22 protein-coding genes are annotated in these 25,135 nt (G+C 61.0%); 9 read left to right on the top strand and 13 right to left on the bottom strand.

Annotated features, from left to right (window positions below):
• Positions 1-18: 18 nt before the first annotated feature.
• From pepN to PseuLF5_RS01060, 6 genes are read right to left on the bottom strand one after another with little or no spacing between them, the layout of a single operon-like run.
• Entirely contained in the window at positions 19-2,676 is a 2,658-nt protein-coding gene (pepN, locus tag PseuLF5_RS01085; RefSeq protein ID WP_123462817.1) for an aminopeptidase N, read from the bottom strand.
• 10 nt (positions 2,677-2,686) lie between these two features.
• Entirely contained in the window at positions 2,687-3,517 is an 831-nt protein-coding gene (locus PseuLF5_RS01080) for a DUF2797 domain-containing protein (RefSeq protein ID WP_340132714.1), read from the bottom strand.
• Entirely contained in the window at positions 3,514-3,774 is a 261-nt protein-coding gene (locus PseuLF5_RS01075) for a YeaC family protein (protein ID WP_123462815.1), read from the bottom strand. The genes PseuLF5_RS01080 and PseuLF5_RS01075 overlap by 4 nt, the downstream gene beginning before the upstream one ends.
• Positions 3,775-3,807: 33 nt before the next feature.
• Positions 3,808-4,677, bottom strand: coding sequence for a rhomboid family intramembrane serine protease (locus PseuLF5_RS01070; protein ID WP_186748543.1), 870 nt, complete (start codon positions 4,675-4,677; stop codon positions 3,808-3,810).
• The gene (locus PseuLF5_RS01065) at positions 4,674-5,648 is read right to left on the bottom strand and encodes a metallophosphoesterase (RefSeq protein ID WP_409202031.1); all 975 of its coding nucleotides are present in this window, start codon (positions 5,646-5,648) and stop codon (positions 4,674-4,676) included. Before PseuLF5_RS01065 ends, PseuLF5_RS01070 begins: the two co-directional genes overlap by 4 nt.
• A complete protein-coding gene (locus PseuLF5_RS01060; RefSeq protein ID WP_003224174.1) occupies positions 5,645-6,535 on the bottom strand; it encodes an NAD(+) kinase in 891 nt (296 codons plus the stop codon). The genes PseuLF5_RS01065 and PseuLF5_RS01060 overlap by 4 nt, the downstream gene beginning before the upstream one ends.
• A gap of 115 nt (positions 6,536-6,650) precedes the next feature.
• Between PseuLF5_RS01060 and PseuLF5_RS01055 the strand changes: the two genes are divergently transcribed.
• A complete protein-coding gene (locus PseuLF5_RS01055) occupies positions 6,651-7,601 on the top strand; it encodes a DUF1853 family protein (RefSeq protein ID WP_340132713.1) in 951 nt (316 codons plus the stop codon).
• A 131-nt stretch (positions 7,602-7,732) separates the two neighbouring features.
• On the opposite strand, the gene PseuLF5_RS01050 is transcribed toward PseuLF5_RS01055, so the two are convergent.
• Complete coding sequence (locus tag PseuLF5_RS01050; RefSeq protein WP_123462807.1) at positions 7,733-9,016, bottom strand: arsenic transporter; 1,284 nt, start codon at positions 9,014-9,016, stop codon at positions 7,733-7,735.
• 158 nt (positions 9,017-9,174) lie between these two features.
• Positions 9,175-9,732 carry an NADPH-dependent FMN reductase gene (locus PseuLF5_RS01045; protein ID WP_123462805.1) on the bottom strand — a complete coding sequence of 186 codons (558 nt, stop codon included), beginning with the start codon at positions 9,730-9,732 and terminating at the stop codon, positions 9,175-9,177.
• A gap of 183 nt (positions 9,733-9,915) precedes the next feature.
• Between PseuLF5_RS01045 and PseuLF5_RS01040 the strand changes: the two genes are divergently transcribed.
• The gene (locus PseuLF5_RS01040) at positions 9,916-10,152 is read left to right on the top strand and encodes a hypothetical protein (protein ID WP_064587205.1); all 237 of its coding nucleotides are present in this window, start codon (positions 9,916-9,918) and stop codon (positions 10,150-10,152) included.
• 85 nt (positions 10,153-10,237) lie between these two features.
• On the top strand, positions 10,238-11,131 hold the full coding sequence (locus PseuLF5_RS01035) for a LysR substrate-binding domain-containing protein (RefSeq protein ID WP_340132712.1): 894 nt from the start codon (positions 10,238-10,240) through the stop codon (positions 11,129-11,131).
• On the opposite strand, the gene PseuLF5_RS01030 is transcribed toward PseuLF5_RS01035, so the two are convergent.
• The 5 genes from PseuLF5_RS01030 to PseuLF5_RS01010 form a co-directional block, all read right to left on the bottom strand.
• A complete protein-coding gene (locus tag PseuLF5_RS01030; protein ID WP_123462801.1) occupies positions 11,097-11,711 on the bottom strand; it encodes a GNAT family N-acetyltransferase in 615 nt (204 codons plus the stop codon). The two genes, PseuLF5_RS01035 and PseuLF5_RS01030, sit on opposite strands and share 35 nt — an antisense overlap.
• A gap of 14 nt (positions 11,712-11,725) precedes the next feature.
• Positions 11,726-13,981, bottom strand: coding sequence for an Orn/Lys/Arg decarboxylase N-terminal domain-containing protein (locus tag PseuLF5_RS01025; RefSeq protein ID WP_123462799.1), 2,256 nt, complete (start codon positions 13,979-13,981; stop codon positions 11,726-11,728).
• 153 nt (positions 13,982-14,134) lie between these two features.
• Complete coding sequence (gene dnaQ / locus PseuLF5_RS01020; protein ID WP_123462797.1) at positions 14,135-14,893, bottom strand: DNA polymerase III subunit epsilon; 759 nt, start codon at positions 14,891-14,893, stop codon at positions 14,135-14,137.
• 217 nt (positions 14,894-15,110) lie between these two features.
• Complete coding sequence (rnhA, locus tag PseuLF5_RS01015; RefSeq protein WP_003224162.1) at positions 15,111-15,572, bottom strand: ribonuclease HI; 462 nt, start codon at positions 15,570-15,572, stop codon at positions 15,111-15,113.
• A gap of 92 nt (positions 15,573-15,664) precedes the next feature.
• Positions 15,665-16,423, bottom strand: a complete 759-nt coding sequence (locus tag PseuLF5_RS01010; protein WP_123462795.1) for a class I SAM-dependent methyltransferase — start codon at positions 16,421-16,423, stop codon at positions 15,665-15,667.
• A 66-nt stretch (positions 16,424-16,489) separates the two neighbouring features.
• On the opposite strand from PseuLF5_RS01010, the gene gloB reads away from it, so the two are divergent.
• From gloB to PseuLF5_RS00980, 6 genes are all read left to right on the top strand, one after another.
• Positions 16,490-17,257: a hydroxyacylglutathione hydrolase gene (gloB, locus tag PseuLF5_RS01005; RefSeq protein ID WP_340132711.1), complete on the top strand. Its 768-nt coding sequence runs from the start codon at positions 16,490-16,492 to the stop codon at positions 17,255-17,257.
• 99 nt (positions 17,258-17,356) lie between these two features.
• Positions 17,357-18,823, top strand: coding sequence for a transglycosylase SLT domain-containing protein (locus PseuLF5_RS01000; RefSeq protein WP_123462791.1), 1,467 nt, complete (start codon positions 17,357-17,359; stop codon positions 18,821-18,823).
• Between the two features lie 542 nt (positions 18,824-19,365).
• Positions 19,366-21,198 carry an extracellular solute-binding protein gene (locus PseuLF5_RS00995; RefSeq protein WP_340132710.1) on the top strand — a complete coding sequence of 611 codons (1,833 nt, stop codon included), beginning with the start codon at positions 19,366-19,368 and terminating at the stop codon, positions 21,196-21,198.
• A complete protein-coding gene (locus PseuLF5_RS00990) occupies positions 21,195-23,036 on the top strand; it encodes an extracellular solute-binding protein (protein ID WP_340132709.1) in 1,842 nt (613 codons plus the stop codon). Before PseuLF5_RS00995 ends, PseuLF5_RS00990 begins: the two co-directional genes overlap by 4 nt.
• Positions 23,037-23,040: 4 nt before the next feature.
• Positions 23,041-24,114, top strand: a complete 1,074-nt coding sequence (locus tag PseuLF5_RS00985) for a microcin C ABC transporter permease YejB (protein WP_123462786.1) — start codon at positions 23,041-23,043, stop codon at positions 24,112-24,114.
• Between the two features lies 1 nt (position 24,115).
• Positions 24,116-25,135, top strand: coding sequence for an ABC transporter permease (locus tag PseuLF5_RS00980; protein ID WP_064587187.1), 1,020 nt, complete (start codon positions 24,116-24,118; stop codon positions 25,133-25,135).

Here is a 25,135-nt window from a genome sequence, read left to right as displayed (position 1 = left end):
TGTCTGGTGTAACCCGGCTTACGCCAGGCTTTTGCTCACCACTTCGTACACGTCGCTGGACAGCTGACCGGAAGCCAGAATCCGCTCCAGCTCGGCCTTCATCAACGCCTGCCGCGCGCTGTCATATTTGCGCCAGCGGGTCAGCGGCGCCAGTTGGCGCGAGGCGATCTGTGGGTTGAAGCCGTTCAGTTCGATCACCAGATCGGCGAGGAAACGGTAGCCCGAACCATCCGCCGCGTGGAAGTTGATCAGGTTCTGTCCGGCGAACGCACCCACCAGTGCACGCACCTTGTTCGGGTTCTTGATCGTGAACGCCGGGTGCTGCATCAACGCTTTCACGCGCTCCAGACCGCCCGGCAAGGTGCTGCCGGCCTGCACGCTGAACCACTGATCCATGACCAGCGGGTTGTCCTTGAAGTGCTCGGCGAAGCTCGCCAGCGCCAGGGCTTTCTGCTCCTCGAACGGCGAGTTGACCAGCACGGCCAGCGCGGTCAGGCGCTCGGTCATGTTGTCGCTGTTTTCGAACTGCTCCAGTGCGGCGGCCAGTACTTCAGGTTTGCCGCTGAGCATCAGGTACGACAGCGCAATATTCTGCAGCGCACGACGGGCGAAGTGCTCGGCCTCGGCCACGTACGGCGTCTGCTTCGACAGGTCGCGGTTGGCCTGATAACGCAGCCACAGCGCCTCAAACAGATTGTCCGCCAGTTGCTTGCGGGCAAATTCGCGTGCGGTGTGGATGGCTTCGACGTCAGCCACTTCGCTGATTTCGGTGAGATAGGCCTCACCCGGCAGCGAGAGCATTTCGGCGACCATCGCCTGATCCAGCGACTCATCGGACAGCACGGTACGCAGCGCCGTGATCAACCGCGAATCGAGTACCAGACTCTCGCCCTTTTGCTGCTGGCCGATCAGCTCTTGCAGCACCTGCACCGACAACTGCTGCCCGGCATCCCAGCGGTTGAAACCGTCGCTGTCATGCTGCATCAGGAACATCAACTGATCGCGGCTGTACGGGAAGCTCAGTTTCACCGGGGCCGAGAAACCACGCAGCAAGGACGGCAGCGGATGTTCGGCGACGTCGACGAAGGTGAAAGTCTGTTCGGCTTCGGTCACCGAGATCACGCGAGTGGTGCCTTGCGCCGACGCTTCGCCAGCCAGACGCAGGGCTATCTCATTGCCATTGCTGTCGAGCAGGCCGAGTTCGACCGGAATCACGAACGGCAGTTTTTCGACCTTGTCCGGGGTTGCCGGGCAGCTCTGGCGGAAGGTCAGGCTGTAGGTCTTCGCTGCGGCGTCATAGGACTCGCTCACCGCCAGACGCGGTGTGCCCGCCTGGCTGTACCAGCGCTTGAACTGGCTGAAGTCGACGCCGTTGGCATCTTCCATGGCCTTGATGAAATCGTCGCAGGTCACGGCCTGACCGTCGTGGCGTTCGAAATACAGGTCGCTGCCCTTGCGGAAGCCTTCGGCGCCGAGCAGGGTGTGGATCATGCCGACCACTTCCGAGCCCTTTTCGTACACGGTCAGGGTGTAGAAGTTGGAAATTTCGATGAAGCTGTCCGGCCGCACCGCGTGGGCCATGGGACCTGCATCTTCGGCGAACTGGTGGGTACGCAGGTACGCCACGTCCTGAATGCGCTTGACCGTGGCCGAGTTCATGTCCGAGGAGAAACCGGCATCGCGGAACACGGTGAAGCCTTCTTTCAGCGACAACTGGAACCAGTCGCGGCAGGTCACGCGGTTGCCCGACCAGTTATGGAAGTATTCGTGGGCGACGATCGCCTCGACCCGCTGGTGCGCGGCGTCGGTGGCGGTTTCGGCGCGGGCCAGCACTGCGCTGGAGTTGAAGATATTGAGGCCCTTGTTCTCCATCGCGCCCATGTTGAAGTCATTCACCGCGACGATCATGAAGATGTCCAGATCGTACTCGCGACCGTAGACCTCTTCGTCCCAGCGCATCGACTTCTTCAGGCTGTTCATCGCGTGCTGGCACTTGTCGATGTTTTCCGGCTCGACGTAGATGCGCAGCGCGACATTGCGATTGGTCATGGTGGTGAAGGTGTCTTCGACGCACCACAGGTCACCGGCCACCAGCGCGAACAGGTACGCCGGTTTCATGAACGGGTCTTCCCAGGTCGCCCAGTGCCGGCCGTCTTCGCCGGGGCCCGAGGCGATCGGGTTGCCGTTGGAGAGCAACACCGGGTAGCTGTGCTGCTCGGCGACCACGGTGGTGGTGAACTTGCTCATCACGTCCGGGCGGTCGAGGTAATAGGTGATCTTGCGGAAGCCTTCGGCCTCGCACTGGGTGCAGAACATCGTCCCGGACTTGTACAGGCCTTCCAGCGCGGTGTTGGTTTCCGGGTGGATCTTTACGCTGGTGTCGACGGTGAAGCTGGCGCTGGCGGGCTGCAGGGTCAGGGTGTTTTCCGTCAGCTGATAGTCGTCGGCGCCGAGTTCCTGGTCGGCCAGGGTCACCGACAGCAACTCCAGTTGCTGGCCGTCGAGCACCAGCGGCGGCAGGCCCGGGCCACGCTCAGGGTTGCGGCGCATCACCAGTTGCGCGTGGACCAGACTGTGATCCTCGAACAACTCGAAGGTCAGGTGCGTCTCGTCGATCAGGTACTCGGGTGCCTGATAGTCCTTCAGGTAAATCATCTTCGGTTGTTCGGTGCGCATGCTGGAATCCTTATTGATGCACGGCGAGCTGATAGGCCGTGTACTTACGAATGTTGATCACGCCGGTGTCGAAAATCAGGTACTGGCCCTTGATCCCCAGAAGCGTGCCTTCGGCAATCGGGTTCTTGTCCAGGTTGAAGCTGACGATTTTGGCCGGGTATTGCTCGACCGGATAGCGGATTTCGAGCGGTTCGACATCGGCAATCGTCTGAATTGCCTGTAGGCCGAATCGCTGTTGCAGACCTTGCAAGCCCTCCACGCAGCTTTCAAACAGCTGATCGCGCACTTGCGCCAGGTCCACCGCCGCCGCATCGCCCTTGAGCAACGCGCGCCAGTTGGTTTTGTCCGCCACCTGGCTGCGGAACAGGTCTTCGACGAAGCCGGACTGCTGGCGCGTGGACACACGCATGATCGGCAACGCCTGACTGGCGCCCTGATCAAGCCAGCGGGTCGGCAATTGCGTAGCGCGGGTGATGCCAACCTTGATGCCCGACGAGTTGGCCAGATACACCACATGGTCGGTCATGCAAAACTTCTGGCCCCACTCGGGTTCACGGCAGGTGCCGGCCTCGAAGTGGCAGCGCTCCGGGCTCATGATGCACAAGTCGCACTGCGCCAGCTTGGTCATGCACGGGTAGCAGTAACCCTGACTGAAACTGGTTTTGGTCTTGCGTCCGCAATGGGTGCAATGAATCGCCCCCAGGTACTCCAGACGCACCGTGGTGCCGATCATGGGATTGACCGGCACCTCGACGTCATCCAGACGAAACGCATATTGCACGTTCGGCCCGTCGAGGCGCGCCGACATTTTGCTGATTGCACCGCGGCCAATCTCGATCAATGGATGGCATCCGACTTGAACAGAATGTTCGGCACTTCGATCGACTTCGACGCACATTCCTGCGGGCCCATGTAACCGGTGCGCTGCTCTTCAGGCAGGTTCTGGATTTCCCAGGCGATCATCGCCTGCAACGACAGCTCGCGCTGTTCGGCGGTGAGTTTGCCGCCGTCGGACCACTTGCCGATTTCCACGGCCAGTTTCAGGCTCTCGTAGATGTCCGGGGTGATGTTGTTGATCATTTCGTTAAAAGAGGACATCAGGGTCTCCGTGCTCTTTATTCACTGAAAATTTTAGGCGGCCAGTTTACGGCGGTTATACAAACCGCCCAACAAACCGGTGAAGCATCCGATGAGTAACCCGCTAACGTGCGCGGCGTTGGCGATCTGGCCGAAACCGATCATCGAGACCAGCCCGGACATGCAGATCACCAGCCACACCAGCATCATCACCAGCACGCCACGCGGCAGGCGATACGCCGGGTTCGGCGCCAGCAACTGGAAAATCCAGCAGTGGCCGAGCAATCCGTAGAGCACGCCGGACAAGCCGCCAAACAGACTCGGGCCACTCCAGGCGAACTGCGCGTAGTTCGACACCAGGCTGAACAGCAGGGTCAGACCGAGCAGATTGATGCTGCCCTGACGTGACTCGATGCGCCGCCCCAGCTCCCAGTACCACATGCCGTTCATGGCCAGGTGCAGAATGCCAAAGTGCAGCAGCATCGGCGTGAACAGGCGCCACCACTGCCCCGCCGCCAGACTGTCGGCCAGCGGCGTGAACTGGATGTACTCGCCGACTACGCGGAAGTCGAGGAAGGTCAGCAGGCGGATGGTGTCGAGGTTGTCGCCCAGGTAGGTCAGGCCACCGACCAGCAGGCTCAGCAGCAGGATAAATCCGGTGGCCTTGGCGTGTTTGAGTTGTTCGGCGAAGCTCGGACGCTTGAAGGTCGGCGCCACCGGGATCTCCAGTTGCTGATCGGGATCGCCCGCCGGGAAGCGCTCGTACAGCGAACGCACGTCCTCGCTGATTTCCGCCGGTGCCCACAGCACCTGCTCGCCCGCCTCTTCGCTGACCCGATGCGGCACCTGCATGCGTTGCAGCAGTTTGACGAAACCGCTCAGGTCCACCGCCAACGGCAGACGCAATACCGCTACCGCACTCATTGCAGCACCTCCGGCCGCTCGACATCGACCCAGACAAATTTATGCGGATCGAGGCGGGTTTCCTGATCCAGACGATAGGCCACCAGCTTGCCGTAGAGCACCGCGCTGTAATCGAGACACGCGAGGTTCGGGCGGATCGGCGCCGGTTGGCCGCTGCGCCAGTAGTGGCCGACGAACAGCAACGGCTCGTCGACGCCGTAGCGCAGCAGGTTGTTTTTTTCGCTGGAGCTCAGCGGCTTCTGCGCCACCGGCTCTGGCAATGCATCCGGCTGGAAGACGATGTCGCCGTAGGTTTTCGGGTCGTCTTCCCAGAATTTGGTGCGGAAGAACGAACGCACCAGGCCGTCGCCGCTGGTCATGGTCAGGCCATCCGGCAGGCGCATGTCGGTGCCGCGCAGCAGGCGATCGAACACGGTGCAGGCGAAGCTGCCGGGCACGGCCGAGGCCTGGAGAAAGTGTTCATCAATGCGCGCATCGGCGAACAGCCCGCGTAACGGTTCGATCAGGCTGGCATCCCAACAGGCGTGCACCACGCGGAAGCGTCCGGCATCCACCACCAGCGGCAGCTCGTAGAACCAGTTGAGGAAGTCGTGCCAGTCCCCCGGATGGTCTTCGAACTGGCTCAGGGTTTCGTGCAGCAGGCGCGCATGGCGCGGCGTGTGTTCGCGGACGAACTGCTTGCCGCTGCCCGGTGGCGCCGGCGTGCTCCAGCCGAGCGCGTTGAATTCGTGGTTGCCCATGATGCACAAGGCCTGGCCAGCCTCGACCATGTCGTGGACGATGTGCAGTGCCTCGCGGATTCGCGGGCCACGGTCAATGATGTCGCCGACGAACACGGCCATGCGCGATGGATGCCGCCAGACCCCGCCCTGCTTGTGGTAACCGAGACGGTCAAGCAGGTGTTCGAGGGTCAGGGCGCATCCGTGCACGTCACCAATCAGGTCATAACTGCGCGCGGGATCGAGCATCAGTCGCCTCCACCACCCAACTTGCTGCCCCAGCCGAGCTTGGTCCGGCAGACTTCGTAATAGTTGTGGTCGAGCGGGTGAATCAGCCGCAGCTTCTGGGCTTTCTTGCTGACGGTGATGGTGTCGCCCGGCGCGCAGGTGAAGTGGTTCTGCCCGTCGCAGGAGACCTGCGGATAGATCTGCATGTTTTTCGACACGACGATTTTCAGCTCACTGTTGCCATCGACCACAATTGGCCGGCTCGACAACATATGGGGGTACATCGGCACAATCACAATGGCGTCGAGCTTGGGATGCATGATCGGCCCGCCGGCGGACAGCGCGTAGGCCGTGGAGCCGGTCGGGGTGGCGACGATCAGGCCGTCGGCCTTCTGGCTGCAAACGAACTGGCCGTCGATGTACAGCTCGAACTCAATCATCCGCGTCGATTTGCCCGGGTGCAGCACCACGTCGTTGAGTGCATCGCCCTGGCCGATGGCCTCGGCATGCCGGCGCACTTCGGCTTGCAGCAGGAAGCGGTTTTCCACCAGGTAATGGCCGTCGAGCACCTTGGCCACTTCGACTTCCAGCTCATCGGGGCGAATGTCGGTGAGAAAACCGAGGCTGCCACGGTTGATCCCGAGTACCGGAATATTGTGCTTGGCCAAGGCGCGAGCGGCGCCGAGCAGGCTGCCGTCACCGCCGACGACGATGACCATGTCGCAGACTTCGCCGAGCATCTTGCGCGACGAGGTCTGCAGGCCGTGGCCCGGCAGGACTTCGGCGATGGTGTCTTCGAGAATCACGTGCAGGTGACGATCGAGCAGAAAGCGTTTCAGTCGGCGGACGGTATCCAGCACCTGGGAACTGCCCAGGCGACCGATGATGCCGATATTGCGAAATTGCTCCATGGGACCTCTGCGGACAATCGAAAACGCGAAAAGCACGATTATGGGCGAAAGCCTGCGATAGACAAAATCCTTTCAGCCTCAAGGGTGTGCTCGTGTTTCAGGCTATGCTCGCAAGATGATCCTGTTTCCCGATTTGCTCCAGCTGCCGCACCAATTACGCCATCCGGAAGTGCGGGATCTGGCGTGGGTAATTCTGGCCCCGCCGATGCTCGCCGCCACGCCGTGGCCGCAGCGTCATCCGCTGGCCGGCAGCGATTGGGTGCATGACCCGCAGCGACTGGAACACTGGTTGCGCGAGCTCGACCGCGACAGTTATGGCTTGCTGCACTGGCTGTCGCAGGCGCGCACCCGGCGCCTGGGCCTGTATTACGAACGGTTGTGGCAGTTTGCGGTGGAGCACGCGCCGGGCATCGAATTGATCGCCGCCAACCTGCCGATCCGCCGCGAAGGTCACACCCTCGGCGAACTGGACATGCTGCTGCGAGACCGCGACGGCGTGCATCATCTGGAGCTGGCGATCAAGTTGTACCTCGGGCCGCAGCACGGTGACGGACGGGATCCGGCGCAGTGGCTGGGGCCCGGATGCCATGACCGGCTGGACCGCAAACTGGCACATCTGGCCGAGCATCAATTGCCGATATCGGCCCGTCCGGAAAGCCGCGAGGCGCTGGCGACGCTGGGCATCGGGGTGTTCGGTGCGCAGCTGTGGCTGGGCGGATACCTGCTGTACCCGTGGCCCGGTGAGGCCGCACCGCCGAAAGGCGCACATCCGCAACACCTGCGTGGCAGTTGGCTGCATCAAAAAGACTGGCCGGCCTTTGTCGATCAGCGCCCGGCCGGACGCTGGCAACCGCTGCCCCGCCACGCCTGGCTCGCACCGGCGCATTATCCGGCGGACCAGACCTGGAGCCACGCACACTTGCAGATGTGGCTGGATGACCTGGAACCCCTGGCCCCGGCGCAACTGATGGTGCGCCTGATCGAGAATGCACGGGGCGAATGGGAAGAGGCGGAGCGATTGTTTCTGGTGTCGGATCTTTGGCCGAATGTGCCGGGTCAGGCCTGAGATTTTGTAGTGCTTGTACTGCCTCATCGCTGGCAAGCCAGCTCCCACAGGGGGCTTCTGTGTGCTCACTACCGAAGCCACACCAAAAAACCTGTGGGAGCTGGCTTGCCAGCGATAGGGGTCAACACGGTCTAAAGGGATAACCGCAGAGCCAATGCCGCCAAGGTAATCAACAGCACCGGCACCGTCAGCACAATCCCCACTTTGAAGTAGTACCCCCAACCAATGTGAATACCCTTGCGCTCCAGCACATGCAGCCACAACAACGTGGCCAGGCTGCCGATCGGCGTAATTTTCGGCCCCAGGTCACTGCCAATCACGTTGGCGTAAATCATCGCTTCCTTGACCACCCCGCTCGCCTGACTGGCATCAATCGACAACAACCCGATCAACACCGTCGGCAAGTTGTTCATGATCGACGACAGCAACGCCGTCAGCACACCGGTGCCCAGCGCCGCGCCCCACACGCCATGCTCGCCAAACACATCCAGCCAACCGGCCAGATACCCGGTCAGCCCGGCATTACGCAGGCCATACACCACCAGGTACATGCCCAGCGAGAAAATCACGATCTGCCACGGCGCTTCTTTCATCACCTTGCGCGTGGAGATCTTGTGGCCGCGGGCAGCGATGCCCAGCAACAGCGCGGCGCACACCGCGGAAATCGCACTGATCGGAATGCCCAGTGGCTCCAGCGCAAAACAGCCGATGAGGAGGATTACCAACACTGCCCAACCGGCGTAGAACGTGGCTTTATCGTGAATCGCAGTTTCTGGGTGTTCGAGTTGTTCAGGGTCGTAAGCCGCCGGAATGTCGCGGCGAAAAAACCACAGCAACATGCCCAGCGTCGCCGCAACGCTGACAAAGTTGACCGGCACCATCACCGCCGCATAGCGGTTGAAGCCGATGTGAAAGAAGTCTGCCGAGACAATGTTGACCAGGTTCGATACCACCAGCGGCAGGCTCGCGGTGTCGGCGATAAAACCGGCCCCCATCACGAACGCCAGGGTTGCCGCCGGTGAAAAACGCAGCGCCAGCAGCATGGAGATGACGATGGGCGTCAGGATCAGTGCCGCGCCGTCATTGGCGAACAGCGCCGACACCAGCGCACCGAGCAGCACCATAAAGGCAAACAGCTTGCGTCCGCTGCCCCGCCCCCAGCGCGCCACATGCAGCGCGGCCCAGGCAAAGAACCCGGCTTCGTCGAGCAACAGGCTGATGATGATCAGCGCGACGAACGTGCCGGTGGCGTTCCAGATGATCTGCCACACCAGCGGGATATCGCTCAGGTGAACGACACCGAAGATCAGCGCCAGTACGGCGCCAAGCGTCGCACTCCAGCCGACGCCGAGGCCTTTGGGTTGCCAGATGACAAGGGTAATGGTCAGCAGGAAAATCAGTGACGCAGCGAGCATCCGCAACAGCCTTAATAAATGGAAAATAAGCCAACAAAAATGTGGGAGCGAGCTTGCTCGCGAAAGCGAACTGTCAGTCACCAAAGGTGTGGCTGATGGCCCTTTCGCGAGCAAGCTCGCTCCCACATGTTCTCTGTTTTACCGCCGATCTGACCAGATTATTTCTTGTGTTGCTCCACGAACTGCCCATACGCATTGATGAAATTCTGCAGGAATGGCTTCACCGAGTCGCTCAACTTGCCCGCCTCGTCAAATGCCGAACCCGCGCCACCCAGATACGCTTCCGGCTGCTGCATGCACGGCACATTGAGAAACACGAAGGACTGACGCAGATGCTGGTTGGCGCCAAAACCGCCAATCGCCCCCGGCGACACGCTGATTACCGCACCCGGCTTACCGCTCCAGACGCTTTTGCCATACGGCCGTGAACCCACGTCAATCGCATTCTTCAACGGTGCCGGCACCGAGCGGTTATATTCCGGGGTGACAAACAGCACCGCGTCGGAAGAGCCTACTTCTTGGCGGAAAGTGCTGTAGGCTGCGGGCGGTGAATCGCCGTCAATGTCTTCGTTATAGAGTGGCAGGTCGCCAATTTCGACAATCTTCAGTTTGAGGTTCGCCGGTGCCAGCTCGGCCAGCGCCAGTGCGACTTTGCGGTTGATCGATGCTTTGCGCAGGCTGCCGACGACTACAGCGACGTTGTAGACATTGCTCATGGAAGACTCTCGACTGTCCGTTGGAAGAGCCTGTAGTTATAGATGATTCGATGACAGTTTCACCAGCGCGCAAGGGAAATTCCTCCGCACTGATTATTTTTTTCCTGTAGGAAAACTTACAGGGCTTGATGAAGGTCTACCAAGCCGCAAATCAAGCGTTTTATCTCCAGAGGTTCTAAGCAGATGGCAGCAGTACTCGTCGGTCAGTTCCATGCAAGAGATGCGGAAGGCCGCGTTTATTCCGTGCATGAGTTCCAGGAATCCACCCCGTCGGCAGACGGTCTCACCGGCATGGAGCCTGTCACCACCTATAAACTGGCGATTGGCGATCGCGTCAAAAAGCTCAGTGACAATGAGTTTTTGCTGGTTCAGTCGGACATCACCCTGATCCGCGAACCCGAGCCAACCGTCGCTCAATAACGCCTCGTTATGAGCAGAAGTCATATGCGCAGAGTTGGGGTAGGATTCAGCCTCTGACCCCACCTGCTGAACATGGACTTCACGCATGCGTTTACGTCATATCGAAGTGATTCAGGCGCTCTTGCAGACCGGTCACCTGGGCACGGCCGCCGAATGGCTGCAATTGCCGCTGACCGACGTCGAAGCGCGCTTGCGTGAAGCCGAGAGTGAGTTGGGGTTCATGCTGTTCGCCAGCGTGCGCGGACGCCTGCAGGCAACGCCCGAAGCCCGGGCATTGCAGGTGGAAATCGCCCATGTCTATGAAGCGCTGGAGCCAGTGCAGCGTCTGGCCAGCAGCCTCAAGCAATACCTCGCCCCGCCCCTGCGCATCATCGGCACCCCGCCGCTGGCGCAACAATTACTGCCACAAAGCCTTGCCGCCCTGCGCCGGCGCCTGCCTGACGCACCGTGCACCTTGCTTGGCGCATCAACCCGCGACATCGTCCGCAGCCTGTTGCTGCGCGAAAGCGATCTGGGCCTGAGCCTGCACGACCCCGAACACCCCGACATCAACGCCCGGCCACTGGCCCACGGCAAGTTGCAATTGCTCGCTCCCCACGGCTGGCTGCAACCGAAGCAAAAGTACATTTCCCTGCAGGACCTCGCCGGTCAGGCGATGGTCGGCCTCGAAGGCCACGACCCGCTGAGCCCGGCACTGGAAAACAAGCTCCAGGCCCTGCGGCCCGTGCCGAGCATCCAGACCCGGGTGCAAACCCACCAGATGATGCGCAGCATGGTCGAGGCCGGCGAAGGGCTGGCCATCGTCGACCCGTTCACCGCCCTTGGCGCAAAGGCCGGCGGGCTGGACGTGTGCCCGTTGTCACCGGCAGTGCCGATCAGCCTGTACGCGCTGACCTGCAAACACGCGGCCACGCCTTCTGCGATTCAGACCCTGCTGGCAATCGTCACGGAACAAGCCGAGGCGATGCTGTCGAGCTGAGCGGGCGCTCCAGCGGATTATCGAACAATCGATACCAGAACAGCGCCACTTCGGCGGTGTTCGGATCGATGCCGCGATAACGCAAATGGTCGATACCGCCAATTACATAACCGCAACGCTCATACAGCCGACAGGCGCCGAGGTTGTTGTTCTGGGTTTCCAGCATGATCCCCGGCAGCTTCTTTTTGCGGCTCCAGAACTGCGCGACATCCAGCAACGCCTTGGCCACACCGTGCCGACGGGCCGGGGCATGCACCGCCAGCTCGTCGATATGGGCGAAGCCGTTCCAGTTGGTACTGATCACCAGATGACCGACCGGCTCGTCATCCAGATACGCCATGAAGATCGCGCTGTCGGGTGCATTGTGAAAGGCGCTGAACTCCTCGGGATCGATGCCGTAGCACTTGCGGTACGGCACGATCGGCGTCACCTGCCACTGCTCGACCGGTGCGCCGACCACCGCGGCCCCATACGCAACCACCTCAAAACTGAAGTCGCTGCCCCAGATATAAGGCGCAAAGCCCTCATCGGCGACCCGCACCGACAGCCCTGGGTATTTCGGATTCATGACCGGTTGCATACTCGGGAAAGTCCTCATTCCTTGACGCAATCGACGGTGTAGAACCGCCCATTGCCTTCATCTTCATGTTGCAGTCCATGCACATCAGCGACAAAACCGGGAAAGCTGCTATCGAACGTGCGGGCAAACTTCAGGTAGTCGATGATCGAGCGGGTAGCTTCGGTGAAGCGCTCGCCGGGCATGATCAACGGAATACCCGGCGGATACGGCACCAGCATCACCGCCGCGATCCGCCCCTCCAGCTCATCTATCGGCACCGCTTCGACTTCGCCACGCACCAGATGATCATAGGCGTGGGCCGGTTTCATGGCGATTTCCGGCAGTACCGTGTACATGCGTTTAAGGTGTCTGGCCGTGGCATTGCTGCGATAGCAGGCATGCAATTGATCGCACAGATCGCGCAGGCCCATGCCGCGATATCGCGTGCTGTCTTGTTGCGCAACGCACGGCAGGCAGGTTTCGAGACGGACGTTGGCATCGTAACTGCGCTTGAATTCCAGCAATTCAGTAAGCAGCGTGCTCCATTTGCCTTTGGTGATCCCCATCGAAAACAGCACCAGAAACGAATACAGACCGGTCTTTTCCACCACCAGCCCACGCTCCCAGAGGAACTTGCTGACCACCGCCGCCGGGATGCCCTTCTCGCTCAACGCACCGCCGGCGTTCAACCCCGGCATCACCAGGGTGACTTTGATGGGGTCGAGCAGCACGTAGTCGTCACTGACTTCACCAAACCCGTGCCATTCGGCCTCCGGCTGCAACAGCCAGTCTTCGGTCTGCACGCGGTCGATACCTTCGACCCCCGGCGGTTGCCAGATCGAGAACCACCAGTCATCGGCGGCAATGTGCTGCCGCAGATTAGCCAACGCCCGGCGGAAGCTCAGGGCTTCGTCGAAGGTTTCCTGCAACAGCGAGCGCCCGGCCGGGCCTTCCATCATCGCCGATGCCACGTCCAGCGAAGCAATGATGCTGTACTGCGGCGAGGTCGAGATGTGCATCATGAACGCTTCATTGAAACGATCACGATCCAGTTGCCGCGCGCCGCCGTCCTGCACATGAATCATCGAGGCCTGACTGAACGCGGCGAGCAGTTTGTGCGTGGAATGGGTGGTGAACACCAGCGGGCTGGTTTCGCTGCGCGAGGTGGCCATGCCGTAGCGACCGGCGAAGAACTCGTGAAACGCCGCATAGGCGTACCAGGCTTCGTCGAAATGCAGCACTTCGACGCTGTTGCCCAGGTTCTGCTTGATCAGCTCGGCGTTGTAGCACAAGCCGTCGTAGGTTGAGTTGGTGACCACCGCCAGTTTGACTTTCGGCTCACGCCCCTTGGTCAACGGGCTGGCCTCGATCTTGGCCTGAATCGATTCGCGACTGAATTCACTCAGCGGAATCGGGCCGATGATCCCCAGTTCATTGCGCTCCGGACACAGGTACAGCGGGATTGCGCCGGTCATGATGATCGCGTGCAACACCGATTTGTGACAGTTGCGATCAACCAGTACCAGGTCGTCGCGACCGACCATCGAGTGCCAGACAATCTTGTTGGCGGTCGAGGTGCCATTGATCACGAAAAAGGTGTGGTCGGCGCCGAAGTTGCGCGCCGCGCGGGCTTCCGCTTCAGCGAGGGGGCCAGTGTGGTCGAGCAGCGAACCGAGCTCCGGTACAGACACCGACAAATCCGAACGCAGGGTATTTTCCCCGAAGAACTGATGAAACGCCTGCCCCACCGGACTCTTGTGATACGCCACACCGCCGCCGTGACCTGGGGTGTGCCAGGAATAATTGGAGTCGGCTGTGTGCTGCACCAGCGCCTTGAAAAATGGCGGCAACAAACCATCCAGATACTTGCGCGCCGCCCGCGCCACTTGCCGGGCGAGGAACGGCACGGTGTCTTCGAACAGATACAGGATGCCGCGCAGTTGATTAAGCTCGGCCATGGCATCGGCCGGGGCGTTTTCCAGGGTGACCTGTTCGCCCAGAGCAAAGATCGGCAGATCCGGAGCACGCACCCGCGCCAGGCCGATCAGTTCAGCCATGTTCTGCAATAAATGGGAGTTCGTGCTGGCGTCTTCGGCAGCGATCAGCATGCACGCCAGACCATGATGGGTCGAAGCCACCAACCGCCCTTCGGTGTAATCGGTGGCCGAAACGATATTGAAACCTTCCTGCTCCAACTCGCGGGCGATGCCACGGATACGGTCACCGGCGACCGTGTCGGCCTTGATGTCGCGGTGGACGATCAACACCGGAAACTTCAAATCTTTGTACATGAGGCTCAGTGTCCCGAGGCGGCGGATCAATGTCTGCCAATGCACTCAGGGTAGAGGGTTGCAGCGAAAGTGGCGAGGGTGGCCAGTTGGCTTCATGACACCTGAGCTGACTTTTGTGGCGAGAGAGCTTGCTCCCTCACCACAGGGACAGGGTCAAGCCTGAGCGTCAGCCTCGGCGATCTGCGTCCACAATGCCGGACCACCGGCGGATTTGGCAATGATCTCCAGCCGCGCCATATGCGCCGCCAGCTCTTCTTCCGTCGCCCGAATGATCCGCGCGGGCTGGCGATCGGCCGGCAGACGACGGATCTCGGTGGCGGAGTTGTCCGCCCCCTCTCCTGTGCCATTGCCGTCGGAAGCGTTACCGGCCAGCGACAGACTGGTCTGGCCACCGGTCATGGTCAGGTAGACGTCGGCGAGAATCTCCGAGTCGAGCAAGGCGCCGTGCAGTTCACGGCCGGAGTTGTCGACGCCATAACGTTTGCACAACGCATCGAGGCTGTTGCGCTGCCCCGGGTGACGTTCCCGGGCCATCATCAGGGTGTCGAGGATCGAGCAGTGCCGGGTGATGTCAGCGCGATCGTGCTGGCCCATCAAGGCGAATTCGTTGTTGATGAAGCCAACGTCGAACGCCGCGTTATGGATGATCAGCTGCGCGCCGTTGATGAACTCGAAAAACTCGTCGGCCACCTCGGCGAAACGCGGTTTGCCGACGAGGAATTCGTTGGTGATGCCGTGAACGCCGATCGCGCCTTCGTCACTCTCGCGATCCGGTTGCAGATAGACGTGAAAGTGCCGGCCCGTGAGGCGCCGACCGATCAGTTCGACACAGCCGATTTCAATGATCCGGTGACCATCGGTCACCGGCATGCCGGTGGTTTCGGTATCGAGTACAACGGATCTGGTGGCCATCAGTGTTCAATTCTCAACGGGGGCAATCGTGCAAAGAAGCGGATACTAACACGCTCGGCGGGGTGTTTCAGTCAGACCGTGGCGCGCCCTTCGCGAGCAAGCTCGCTCCCACATTGGAATGCATTCCAATTCAGGGAAGGGGCATCAGATCTGGAATGCATTTCCCTGTGGGAGCGAGCTTGCTCGCGAATGGCCGCACCACGGTTCAGAAGCGAAATCAGCTTTGCTTGTAGCCGCGCACTTCATCCACGCCACGGTTGGCCAACTGGTCAGCCCGCTCGTTGCCGTGATGCCCGATGTGCCCGCGCACCCACTTCCAGGTGACCTTGTGGCGATTGACCTGCTCGTCGAGTTCTTTCCACAGATCAGCATTTTTCACCGGTTCTTTCGCCGCTGTCTTCCAGCCGCGCTTCTTCCAGTTGGCCATCCACTCGTTGATGCCTTTCATCACGTACTGCGAGTCGGTCACCAGCAATACTTCGCAGGGCCGCTTCAAGGCTTCGAGGCCACGGATGGCGCCGAGCAGTTCCATGCGGTTGTTGGTGGTATTGGCCTCGCCGCCCCACAGTTCCTTTTCGACGCCCTTGCACACCAGCAAGGCGCCCCAGCCGCCCGGACCGGGGTTGCCCTTACAGGCGCCGTCGGTGAACAGTTCTACGCTATCGACGCTTTCGCTCATGCCAGTCTATCCAGAATAAATGCCTGCCTCGTCAATCGCGGATCGACGATGGCCGCAGCCGGAGCATGTCCGGCCACTTATAAAAAGAAGGTTTACGGTTCGATACGGCGGCGGTTGACCTTGGCCATCGGCAGCGGAATCAGCTTGCCCATCGGCTCGCGACGTTCCTGACGCACCGGTCGCAGGCCGACCACAATCTTGCGTGCCACCAATAAATAGAAACCGCCGCCCGACAGTTGCCAGTCACCGGCCTTGCGTTCCCAGCCGGCCAGACGGGCCTGCCACTTGGCTGACGCGAGCGGCGGACGATAGCACCCGAAGCGGCGTTTCTCCAGCGCAAAGCCCAGCAGATTGAGCCAGTCGGCCACTCGCGACGGCGAGATGCAACGGGCCTGACGCAAGGCGTCATGGGCGAAGACATGCCGCAATCCCCAGGTGCTCCAGGGGTTGATGCCGACGATCAGCAAATGCCCGCCGGGGCGCACGCTGCTCGCGGCTTCGCGCAACAGGCCGTGGGGCGACAGACAGAAATCGAGGCCGTGCTGCATCACCACCACGTCGGCGGCATGCTCGCTCAGCGGCCAGGCCTGTTCTTCGCAGACGATCTCGACCCCGGGCAGCGGCGCGCCAAGGCGCACGTTGCGCTGAACCTGCGGTGCCGAGGGCGGGGTTTGCGCGGACGGGCCGTAATGCACCAGATAACCACCGAAGAAGCGACCCAGCTCGTCTTCAAGCATGCGCCGCTCTTCGTCGAGCAGAAATTGCCCGAGCGGCCCCGACAGCCATTCACGTGCGGCGCTGATCAATGCCAGCCAGTCCGGATCGGCCTGAGCGAACGCTTTATCGGTCATGTCATTCTCCAACGCGCCAGGAACTACTAAGATGCGCCAATGTTTTCCGCTTGGCGAATTCCGACAATGATACAGATCAGTGCCCTGCCCGCGTTCACCGACAACTACATCTGGTTGTTACAGGATCACCGCTCCCAACGCTGTGCGGTGGTCGATCCGGGCGATGCCGCGCCGGTGCTGGCGTGGCTCGACGCCCATCCGGGCTGGGTGTTGAGCGACATCCTGATCACCCACCACCATCATGACCACGTCGGCGGCGTCGAGCGCCTCAAGCAGGCCAGCGGCGCCACGGTCTATGGGCCGGCCAGCGAAAACATCCCGGCGCGTGACGTGGCGCTCAAGGACAACGACAGCGTCAGTGTGCTCGGCTGGGACTTCGCGGTCTATGCGGTGCCCGGTCACACCTTGGGACACATTGCCTATTACCGCCATGGTCTGCTGTTTTGCGGCGACACCCTGTTTGCCGCCGGTTGTGGCCGCTTGTTCGAAGGCACGCCGGAGCAGATGCACCATTCCCTGAGCCGTCTCGCCGCGTTGCCCGAAGATACGCTGGTCTACTGCACCCATGAATACACCCTGAGCAATCTCAAGTTTGCGGCTGCGGTGGAACCGACCAACCCGGACATCGCCGCTCGTCTGGAAAAAGTCAGCCAGCAACGGCAAAACGGGGTCATGACCCTGCCCTCGACCCTGGCCCTGGAAAAGCTCACCAACCCGTTTTTGCGGACCACTGAAACATTAGTTACACAAAAAGTGGACGAACGGGCAGGCGCTCAAAACCGGGCGCCGAGTGAGGTATTTGCTGCGCTGCGAGCCTGGAAAGATAAATTCTAAGTGACTCACCAGCTGGTACAAAAATTCTGAATGGTTGACCGCAGGGGGTGCGCTTTCTAGAATCGCCCGACATTTTTGCCCGGAACTTACTTCCAGCCAATGTCGTCATCCATACGTAAGTCCGTCAATTCAGACGCATTGACCCGCCTGGCGCAAGCCATCGCGGTGGCTGTGTCCGCCACGCTGGCGGGCTGTTCCAGCCATGCTCCGCAGACTGAAGCGACCCATACGCCGAACATTGCTGCGCGAGCCAAGCAGAAGCCCATCTGGCTGAGTGAAAAGCCCAGCCCGCAGGTGCCCCAGGACATCTGGGAGCGTATGCGCGGCGGTTTCCAGCTGCAAGAAGGCCTGGGCGTGAACCCGCGCATCGAGCAGCAGCGCCTGTGGTTCGCCAGTAACCCCTCTTTCCTCGAGAATGCCGGCGAACGCGGCAGTCTCTATATTCATTACATCGTCGAACGTCTAGAAGAGCGCAACATGCCGCTGGAGCTGGCCCTGCTGCCAGTGATCGAGAGCGCCTACAACCCGATGGCCTACTCCCGCTCCGACGCGTCGGGGCTGTGGCAGTTCATCCCGTCCACGGGCCGCTACTACAACCTGCGCCAGACCCGCTTTTATGATGGCCGTCGCGACATCACCGCCTCGACCACCGCAGCGATGGATTACCTGACCCGCCTGCACGACATGTTCAACGGTGACTGGCTGCTGGCCCTGGCCGCCTACAACGCCGGTGAAGGCACCGTCAGCCGCGCCATTGAGCGGAACGAGAAGCTAGGCTTGCCGACCGACTACTGGAACCTGTCTTCGTTGCCGGCGGAAACCCAGGCCTACGTGCCGAAACTGCTGGCACTGTCGCAAGTGGTGCTGGCGCCGGAAGCCTACGGGGTGAACCTCAACCCGATCGCCAACGAACCGTATTTCCAGGTCGTCGAAATCAACCAGCGCATGGACCTGTCGAAGGTCGCGGCAGTGGCCAACATCGACGAAGACGAACTGTTCCAGCTCAACCCGGCGTTCAAGCAGCGCACCACCATCGACGGCCCTCAGCACCTGCTGGTGCCGACATCGAAGGCGCAACTGCTGACCGCCAGCCTGCAGACCATGCGGCCGGAAGAGCTGATCAGCCCGCGCTCGCTGAAACCGGTGTTCGAAGGCGCCGATCCGTCGGAAGTGGCACAGCTCAAGCGTGCCTATCGCGTGAAGCGTGGCGACAACCTCGGCTCCATCGCCAAGGCCAACAAGGTTGAAGTCAAGGATCTGCAGCGCTGGAACAAGCTGACCGGCAAGAACCTCAAGGTCGGCCAGACGCTGGTGATGCAAGACACCACCAAGCGCACGCCGGCTCGCAAGTCGGGGCGAGTCAATACCGTGATTGCGGCCAATAGCAAGAGCAAAGGCAAGGACGACAGCGCGCAGCAGACCCAGTACAAGGTCAAGCGCGGCGACACGCTGTACGTCGTGGCCAAGCGCTTCAACGTTGAGATGCAGCATCTCAAGCGCTGGAATCCGGGTGCGGGTAAAGCGTTGAAGCCGGGGCAGATGCTCACGGTTTATCAACCGCACTGACAGAAGAGCCCCTGAGTTTTCAGGGGCTTTTTTTTGGATCAGGTTTTTGTGGTGTGCTTTAGATCGATCCCCCTCACCCCAGCCCTCTCCCCCACGGGGGGCGAGGGGGAAAGGGAGCCGATCTCCGTGCTGTTCAAAATCCGAGTTCGACTCGGTATCGCACGTCGGTGCAATTCGCCCAGACACCACAGTCAGTCCCCTCTCCCCCCGGGATAGGGTCAGGGTGAGGGGCTTTTGAGAACTTGAGTTCGACTCGGTATCGCACGTCGATGCAATTCGCCCAGACACCACAGTCAGTCCCCTCTCCCTCCGGGAGAGGGTCAGGGTGAGGGGCTTTTGAGAACTTGAGTTCGACTCGGTGCAGCACGTCGGTGTAATTCGCCCAGACACCACGATCAGTCCCCTCTCCCCCCGGGAGAGGGTCAGGGTGAGGGGCTCTTCGCGCAAACGATTAACCCCGCATTAACCCGCATCTTTTTCCTGTCCAGACAAGCTGTTACTGTACGGCCCACTAAGCCCAAGCCGCCTGGATCGGATCTGACTTGAAGCGTCCCCTCCTCCTGCTCCTGATCAGCCTGGCCTTGAGCTCAACCGCAAGCGCGACGATTACCGAAAGTCACGGTTATGCGCAGTTCGGCACGCTCAAGTACCCGGCCAGATTTACCCACTTCGACTGGGTCAACCCGCAAGCGCCCAAGGGCGGTACGTTGCGGGTGATGGCATTCGGCACCTTCGATACGGTCAATCCCTACACGTTCAAGGGCACCAGCCCGGTCACCACGCCGAATTTCCTGCAGTACGGCATCAACGAGCTGAACGAGCCGCTGATGGTCGGCACCGGCCAGTATTCGCCGTCCGGTGACGAACCCGCATCCAGTTACGGCTTGATCGCGCAATCGGTGGAGTACAGCGAAGATCGCAGCTGGGTGGTGTTCAATCTGCGCCCCGAAGCACGTTTTCACGATGGCACGCCGATCACCGCCTACGACGTGGCGTTCTCCTACCGTCTGCTGCTCAAGGAAGGTCATCCGCTGTACCGAACGGCGTTGCAGGAAGTGTTGCGCGTCGACATCCTCAACAAGCAGCGCATCCGTTTCGTGCTCAAGCGCTCCGGTAATCCGTTGTTGATCCTGCGTCTCGGCGAACTGCCGGTGCTGCCGCAGCATTACTGGAAAGACCGCGACTTCAAGGCCACCACCTTCGAACCACCGCTGGGCAGCGGGCCATACCGCATCACGTCCGTCACACCGGGGCGGCAGTTGATCTTCGAACGGGTCAAGGACTACTGGGGCAAGGATTTGCCGGTCAATCGCGGCAAGTACAACTTCGATCGCATGGAAGTCGAGTTCTACCGCGACAGCGACGTCGCCTTCGAAGCGTTCAAGGCTGGCGAGTTCGACATCTATATCGAGCACCAGGCGAAGAACTGGGCCAACGGCTACAACTTCCCGGCCATGCGCCGTGGCGATGTTATCAAGGCGCAGATCCCGCACCAGATCCCGACCCCGAGCCAGGGCCTGTTCATGAATACCCGGCGTCCGACGTTTGCCGACGTGAAGGTGCGTGAAGCGCTGGGCCTGATGTTCGACTTCGAGTGGACCAACCGCGCGCTGTTCAGCGACGCCTACAAGCGCACGACCAGCTACTACCCCAACAGCGAGTTTTCCGCGACGGGGCTACCGGTCGGCCATGAATGGCTGATGCTCAAGCCGTACAAGGAGCAACTCCCGGCCCGGCTGTTCACCGCACCGTTCAGCCTGCCGCAGACCGATGGCCGCGGCATCCCCCGGGAGACCATGCGCAAGGCCCTGGCCCTGCTCGCCGAGGCCGGCTGGAAGCTCAACGGTCAACGCTTGCAAAACGCCAATGGCCAGCCACTGAGCTTCGAACTGCTGCTGGTCAACCCGAACCTTGAGCGCATCCTGCAGCCGTACATCGAGAACCTCAACAGCATCGGCATTGATGCGCGCCTGCGCACGGTGGATCGCGCCCAGTACAAACAACGTCTGGATCAGTTCGATTTCGACATGATCCTGATGACGCTCAACCAGACGCTCAGCCCGGGTCTGGAGCAATGGCAGTACTTCCATTCCAGTCAGGTCGGGGTCAAGGGCAGCAAGAATTACGCGGGTATTGCCAATCCGGTGGTCGATCACCTGCTCGAGCAATTGCTCGCCGCACGCACCCGCGACGAACAGGTCGCCGCCGGCAAGGCGCTGGACCGCGTGCTGCTGTGGCAGCACTACAGCATTCCCAACTGGTACCTCAATTATCACCGTCTGGCCTACCGCAACCGGTTGGCCTTTGTCACCACGCCGCCCTACACCCTGGGCCTGAGCGCGTGGTGGCTGAAGTCTTCGGAGAAAGATCAATGAAACCGTTCCGCGCCCTGCTCGTGCAGGCCAGCGGTCTGCTGTTCGCCGGGCTGGCTTGTGCCGCCCCGCAACACGCTGTGACCCTGTACAACGAGCCGCCGAAATACCCGGCCGATTTCAAGCATTTCGATTACGTGAACCCCGACGCGCCCAAAGGCGGGACATTCCGTCAGGCCGGTTTCGGCGGCTTCGACAGCCTCAACCCGTTCATCAGCAAAGGGGTGCCGGCCGACGACGTCGGGCAGATCTACGACACCCTGACCAAGCACAGCCTCGATGAGCCGTTCACCGAATACGGCCTGATCGCCAGCAAGATCGAAAAGGCTCCGGACAACAGCTGGGTGCGCTTCTACCTGCGCCCCGAAGCGCGCTTCCACGACGGCCACCCGGTACGTGCCGAGGACGTGGTGTTCAGCTTCAACACGCTGACCAAGGAAGGTTCACCGCTGTTTCGCGGCTACTACAGCGACGTTTCCGAAGTGATCGCCGAAGATCCGCTAAAAGTGCTGTTCAAGTTCAAGCACACCAACAACCGCGAGTTGCCGCTGATTCTCGGCCAGTTGCCGGTGCTGCCGAAACACTGGTGGGCCAGTCGCGATTTCACCAAGGGCAACCTGGAAATCCCGCTGGGCAGCGGCCCGTACAAGGTCGCCGAAGTGAAGGCCGGGCGCTCGGTGCGCTATGAGCGGGTCAAGGATTACTGGGGCAAGGACTTGCCGGTCAACCGTGGTTTCTACAATTTCGACACGATGACCACCGATTACTACCGCGACAACACCGTTGCCCTCGAAGCGCTGAAGGCCGGGCAATTCGATTACTGGCTGGAAATGACCGCAAAAAACTGGGCCAACGCCTACAACATCCCGGCGGTCACCGAAGGTCGCTTGATCAAGGAACAGATCGCCAACAGCAATCCGACCGGCATGCAGGGCTTTGTCTTCAACCTGCGCCGCCCGGTGTTTCAGGATGTGCGGGTGCGTCAGGCGCTCGGCCTGCTGTTCGACTTCGAATGGACCAACAAACAACTGTTCAACGGCGCCTACTTCCGCACCCGCAGCTATTTCGAGAACTCGGAAATGGCTGCCACTGGCCTGCCTGACGCCGAGCAACGGGCGATCCTCGAGCCGTTCCGCAGCAAACTCCCGGCGCAAGTGTTCAGTGAGGCCTTCGAGAACCCGAAGACCGATGCCAGCGGCATGATCCGCGCTCAGCAGCGTGAGGCCTATCAATTGCTGCAAGAGGCTGGCTGGAAGATCGTCGATGACAAAATGGTCGACGCCAACGGCAAACCCGTGGTCATCGAGTTCCTCCTCGCGCAGACCGAATTCGAACGGGTGCTGCTGCCGTTCAAGCGCAACCTTGCCGACCTCGGCATCGACCTGGTGATCCGTCGCGTGGACGTCTCGCAGTACATCAACCGCGTGCGTTCGCGGGACTTCGACATGGTGGTTGGCAGTTTCCCGCAGTCCAACTCGCCGGGTAACGAGCAGCGCGAATTCTGGATGAGCGCCGCCGCCGACAAACCGAGCAGCCGCAACACCATGGGCCTGAAAGACCCGATCGTCGATCAATTGGTGGAGACCCTGATCAACGCCGATTCACGCAGCAGCCTGGTGGCTCATGCCCGTGCACTGGACCGGGTATTGCAATGGGGTTACTACGTGGTCCCCAACTGGCACATCAAGACCTGGCGCGTGGCCTACTGGAACCACATCGGCCACCCGAAAGTCTCGCCCAAGTACGACATCGGGATTAACACCTGGTGGGTCAAGCCTGACGCGAAACCCGCCATAGAAGTCGAAACCAAACTGCAAGCCGACCCTGCGGGCACGGAGTAATCAGATGCTGGCGTATATTTTTCGGCGACTGCTGCTGATCATCCCGACCCTGTTCGGCATCCTGCTGATCAACTTCGTGATCATCCAGGCCGCGCCCGGCGGCCCGGTAGAACAGATGATCGCCAAACTCGAGGGCTTCGAGGGCGCCACCAGCCGCATTGCCGGCGGCGGTGCCGAGGTGTCGGTGGCCGGTTCGTCCTATCGCGGCGCGCAAGGCCTGGACCCGGCGCTGATCAAGGAAATCGAACACATGTACGGGTTCGACAAGTCGGCCCCGGAACGCCTGTGGATCATGGTCAAGAACTACGCGCAGCTGGATTTCGGCGACAGCTTTTTCCGCGACGCCAAGGTCATCGACCTGATCAAGGAAAAGCTGCCGGTGTCGATCTCGCTGGGGCTGTGGAGCACGCTGATCATGTACCTGGTGTCGATCCCGCTGGGGATCGCCAAGGCCACGCGGCACGGTAGCCACTTCGATGTGTGGACCAGTTCGGCGATCATCGTCGGCTACGCGATCCCCGCGTTCCTGTTTGCGATCCTGCTGATTGTGGTGTTTGCCGGCGGCAGTTATCTCGACTGGTTCCCGTTACGCGGACTGACCTCGAACAACTTCGATGAGCTGAGTTTCGGCGGCAAGATCCTCGATTACTTCTGGCACTTGGCATTGCCGGTGACCGCGCTGGTGATCGGCAACTTCGCGACCATGACCCTGCTGACCAAAAACAGCTTCCTCGACGAGATCAACAAGCAATACGTGGTCACCGCCAAGGCCAAAGGCCTGACGCGCAACCGCGTGCTTTACGGTCACGTGTTCCGCAACGCCATGCTGCTGGTGATTGCCGGTTTCCCGTCGGCGTTCATCGGCATCTTCTTCACCGGCTCGTTGCTGGTGGAAGTGATCTTCTCCCTCGACGGCCTGGGCCTGATGAGCTTTGAGGCGGCAATCAACCGCGATTACCCGGTGGTGTTCGGCACCCTGTTCATCTTCACCCTGCTCGGGTTGGTGGTGAAACTGATCGGCGACCTCACCTACACCCTGGTCGATCCGCGCATCGACTTCGAAAGCCGGGAGCATTGAGATGAACCTGTCCCCTCTCAACCGCCGCCGGTTCGAACTGTTCAAGGCCAACAAGCGTGGCTGGTGGTCGCTGTGGCTGTTCCTGATCCTGTTCGGCCTGAGCCTCGGCGCCGAGCTGATCGCCAACGACAAACCGTTGGTGGTGCATTACGACAACAATTGGTACTTCCCGGCGATCAAGCGCTACCCGGAAACCACTTTCGGCGGCGAGTTTCCGCTGGAGGCCAACTACAAGAGCCCGTACATCCGCGAACTGCTCAAGGCCAAGGACGCGTGGGTGTTGTGGGCGCCGATCCCCTACAGCTACCAGAGCATCAATTACGACCTGAAAGTCCCGGCCCCGGCCCCGCCCTCGGCGGACAACCTGCTGGGCACCGACGACCAGGGCCGCGATGTGCTGGCGCGGGTGATCTACGGCTTCCGCATCTCGGTGCTGTTCGCGCTGACGTTGACCGTGTTGAGTTCGATCATTGGCGTGATTGCCGGCGCGCTGCAGGGCTTCTATGGCGGCTGGGTCGATCTGGCCGGGCAGCGTTTTCTGGAGATCTGGTCGGGGTTGCCGGTGCTGTACCTGCTGATCATTCTCGCCAGTTTCGTCCAGCCGAATTTCTGGTGGCTGCTGGGGATCATGCTGCTGTTCTCGTGGATGAGCCTGGTTGACGTGGTGCGCGCCGAGTTCCTCCGTGGCCGTAACCTTGAATACGTGCGCGCCGCGCGGGCGCTGGGCATGCAGAACGGCGCGATCATGTTCCGCCACATCCTGCCCAACGCGATGGTCTCGACCATGACCTTCATGCCGTTCATCCTCACCGGCGCCATTGGCACCCTCACTGCGTTGGACTTCCTCGGTTTCGGCTTGCCGGCCGGCAGTCCGTCGCTGGGTGAGCTGGTGGCCCAGGGTAAATCCAACCTGCAAGCGCCGTGGCTGGGCATGAGCGCATTTGCCGTGCTGGCGTTGATGTTGAGTTTGCTGGTGTTTATCGGCGAGTCCGCTCGCGATGCCTTCGACCCGAGGAAGTGA

The sequence above is a fragment of the Pseudomonas sp. LF-5 genome (genome assembly GCF_037626295.1).
Lineage (GTDB): Bacteria > Pseudomonadota > Gammaproteobacteria > Pseudomonadales > Pseudomonadaceae > Aquipseudomonas > Aquipseudomonas monsensis.
Note: the sequence above shows the minus strand (reverse complement) of the source record. Positions and strands in the feature narration are given on the sequence as shown.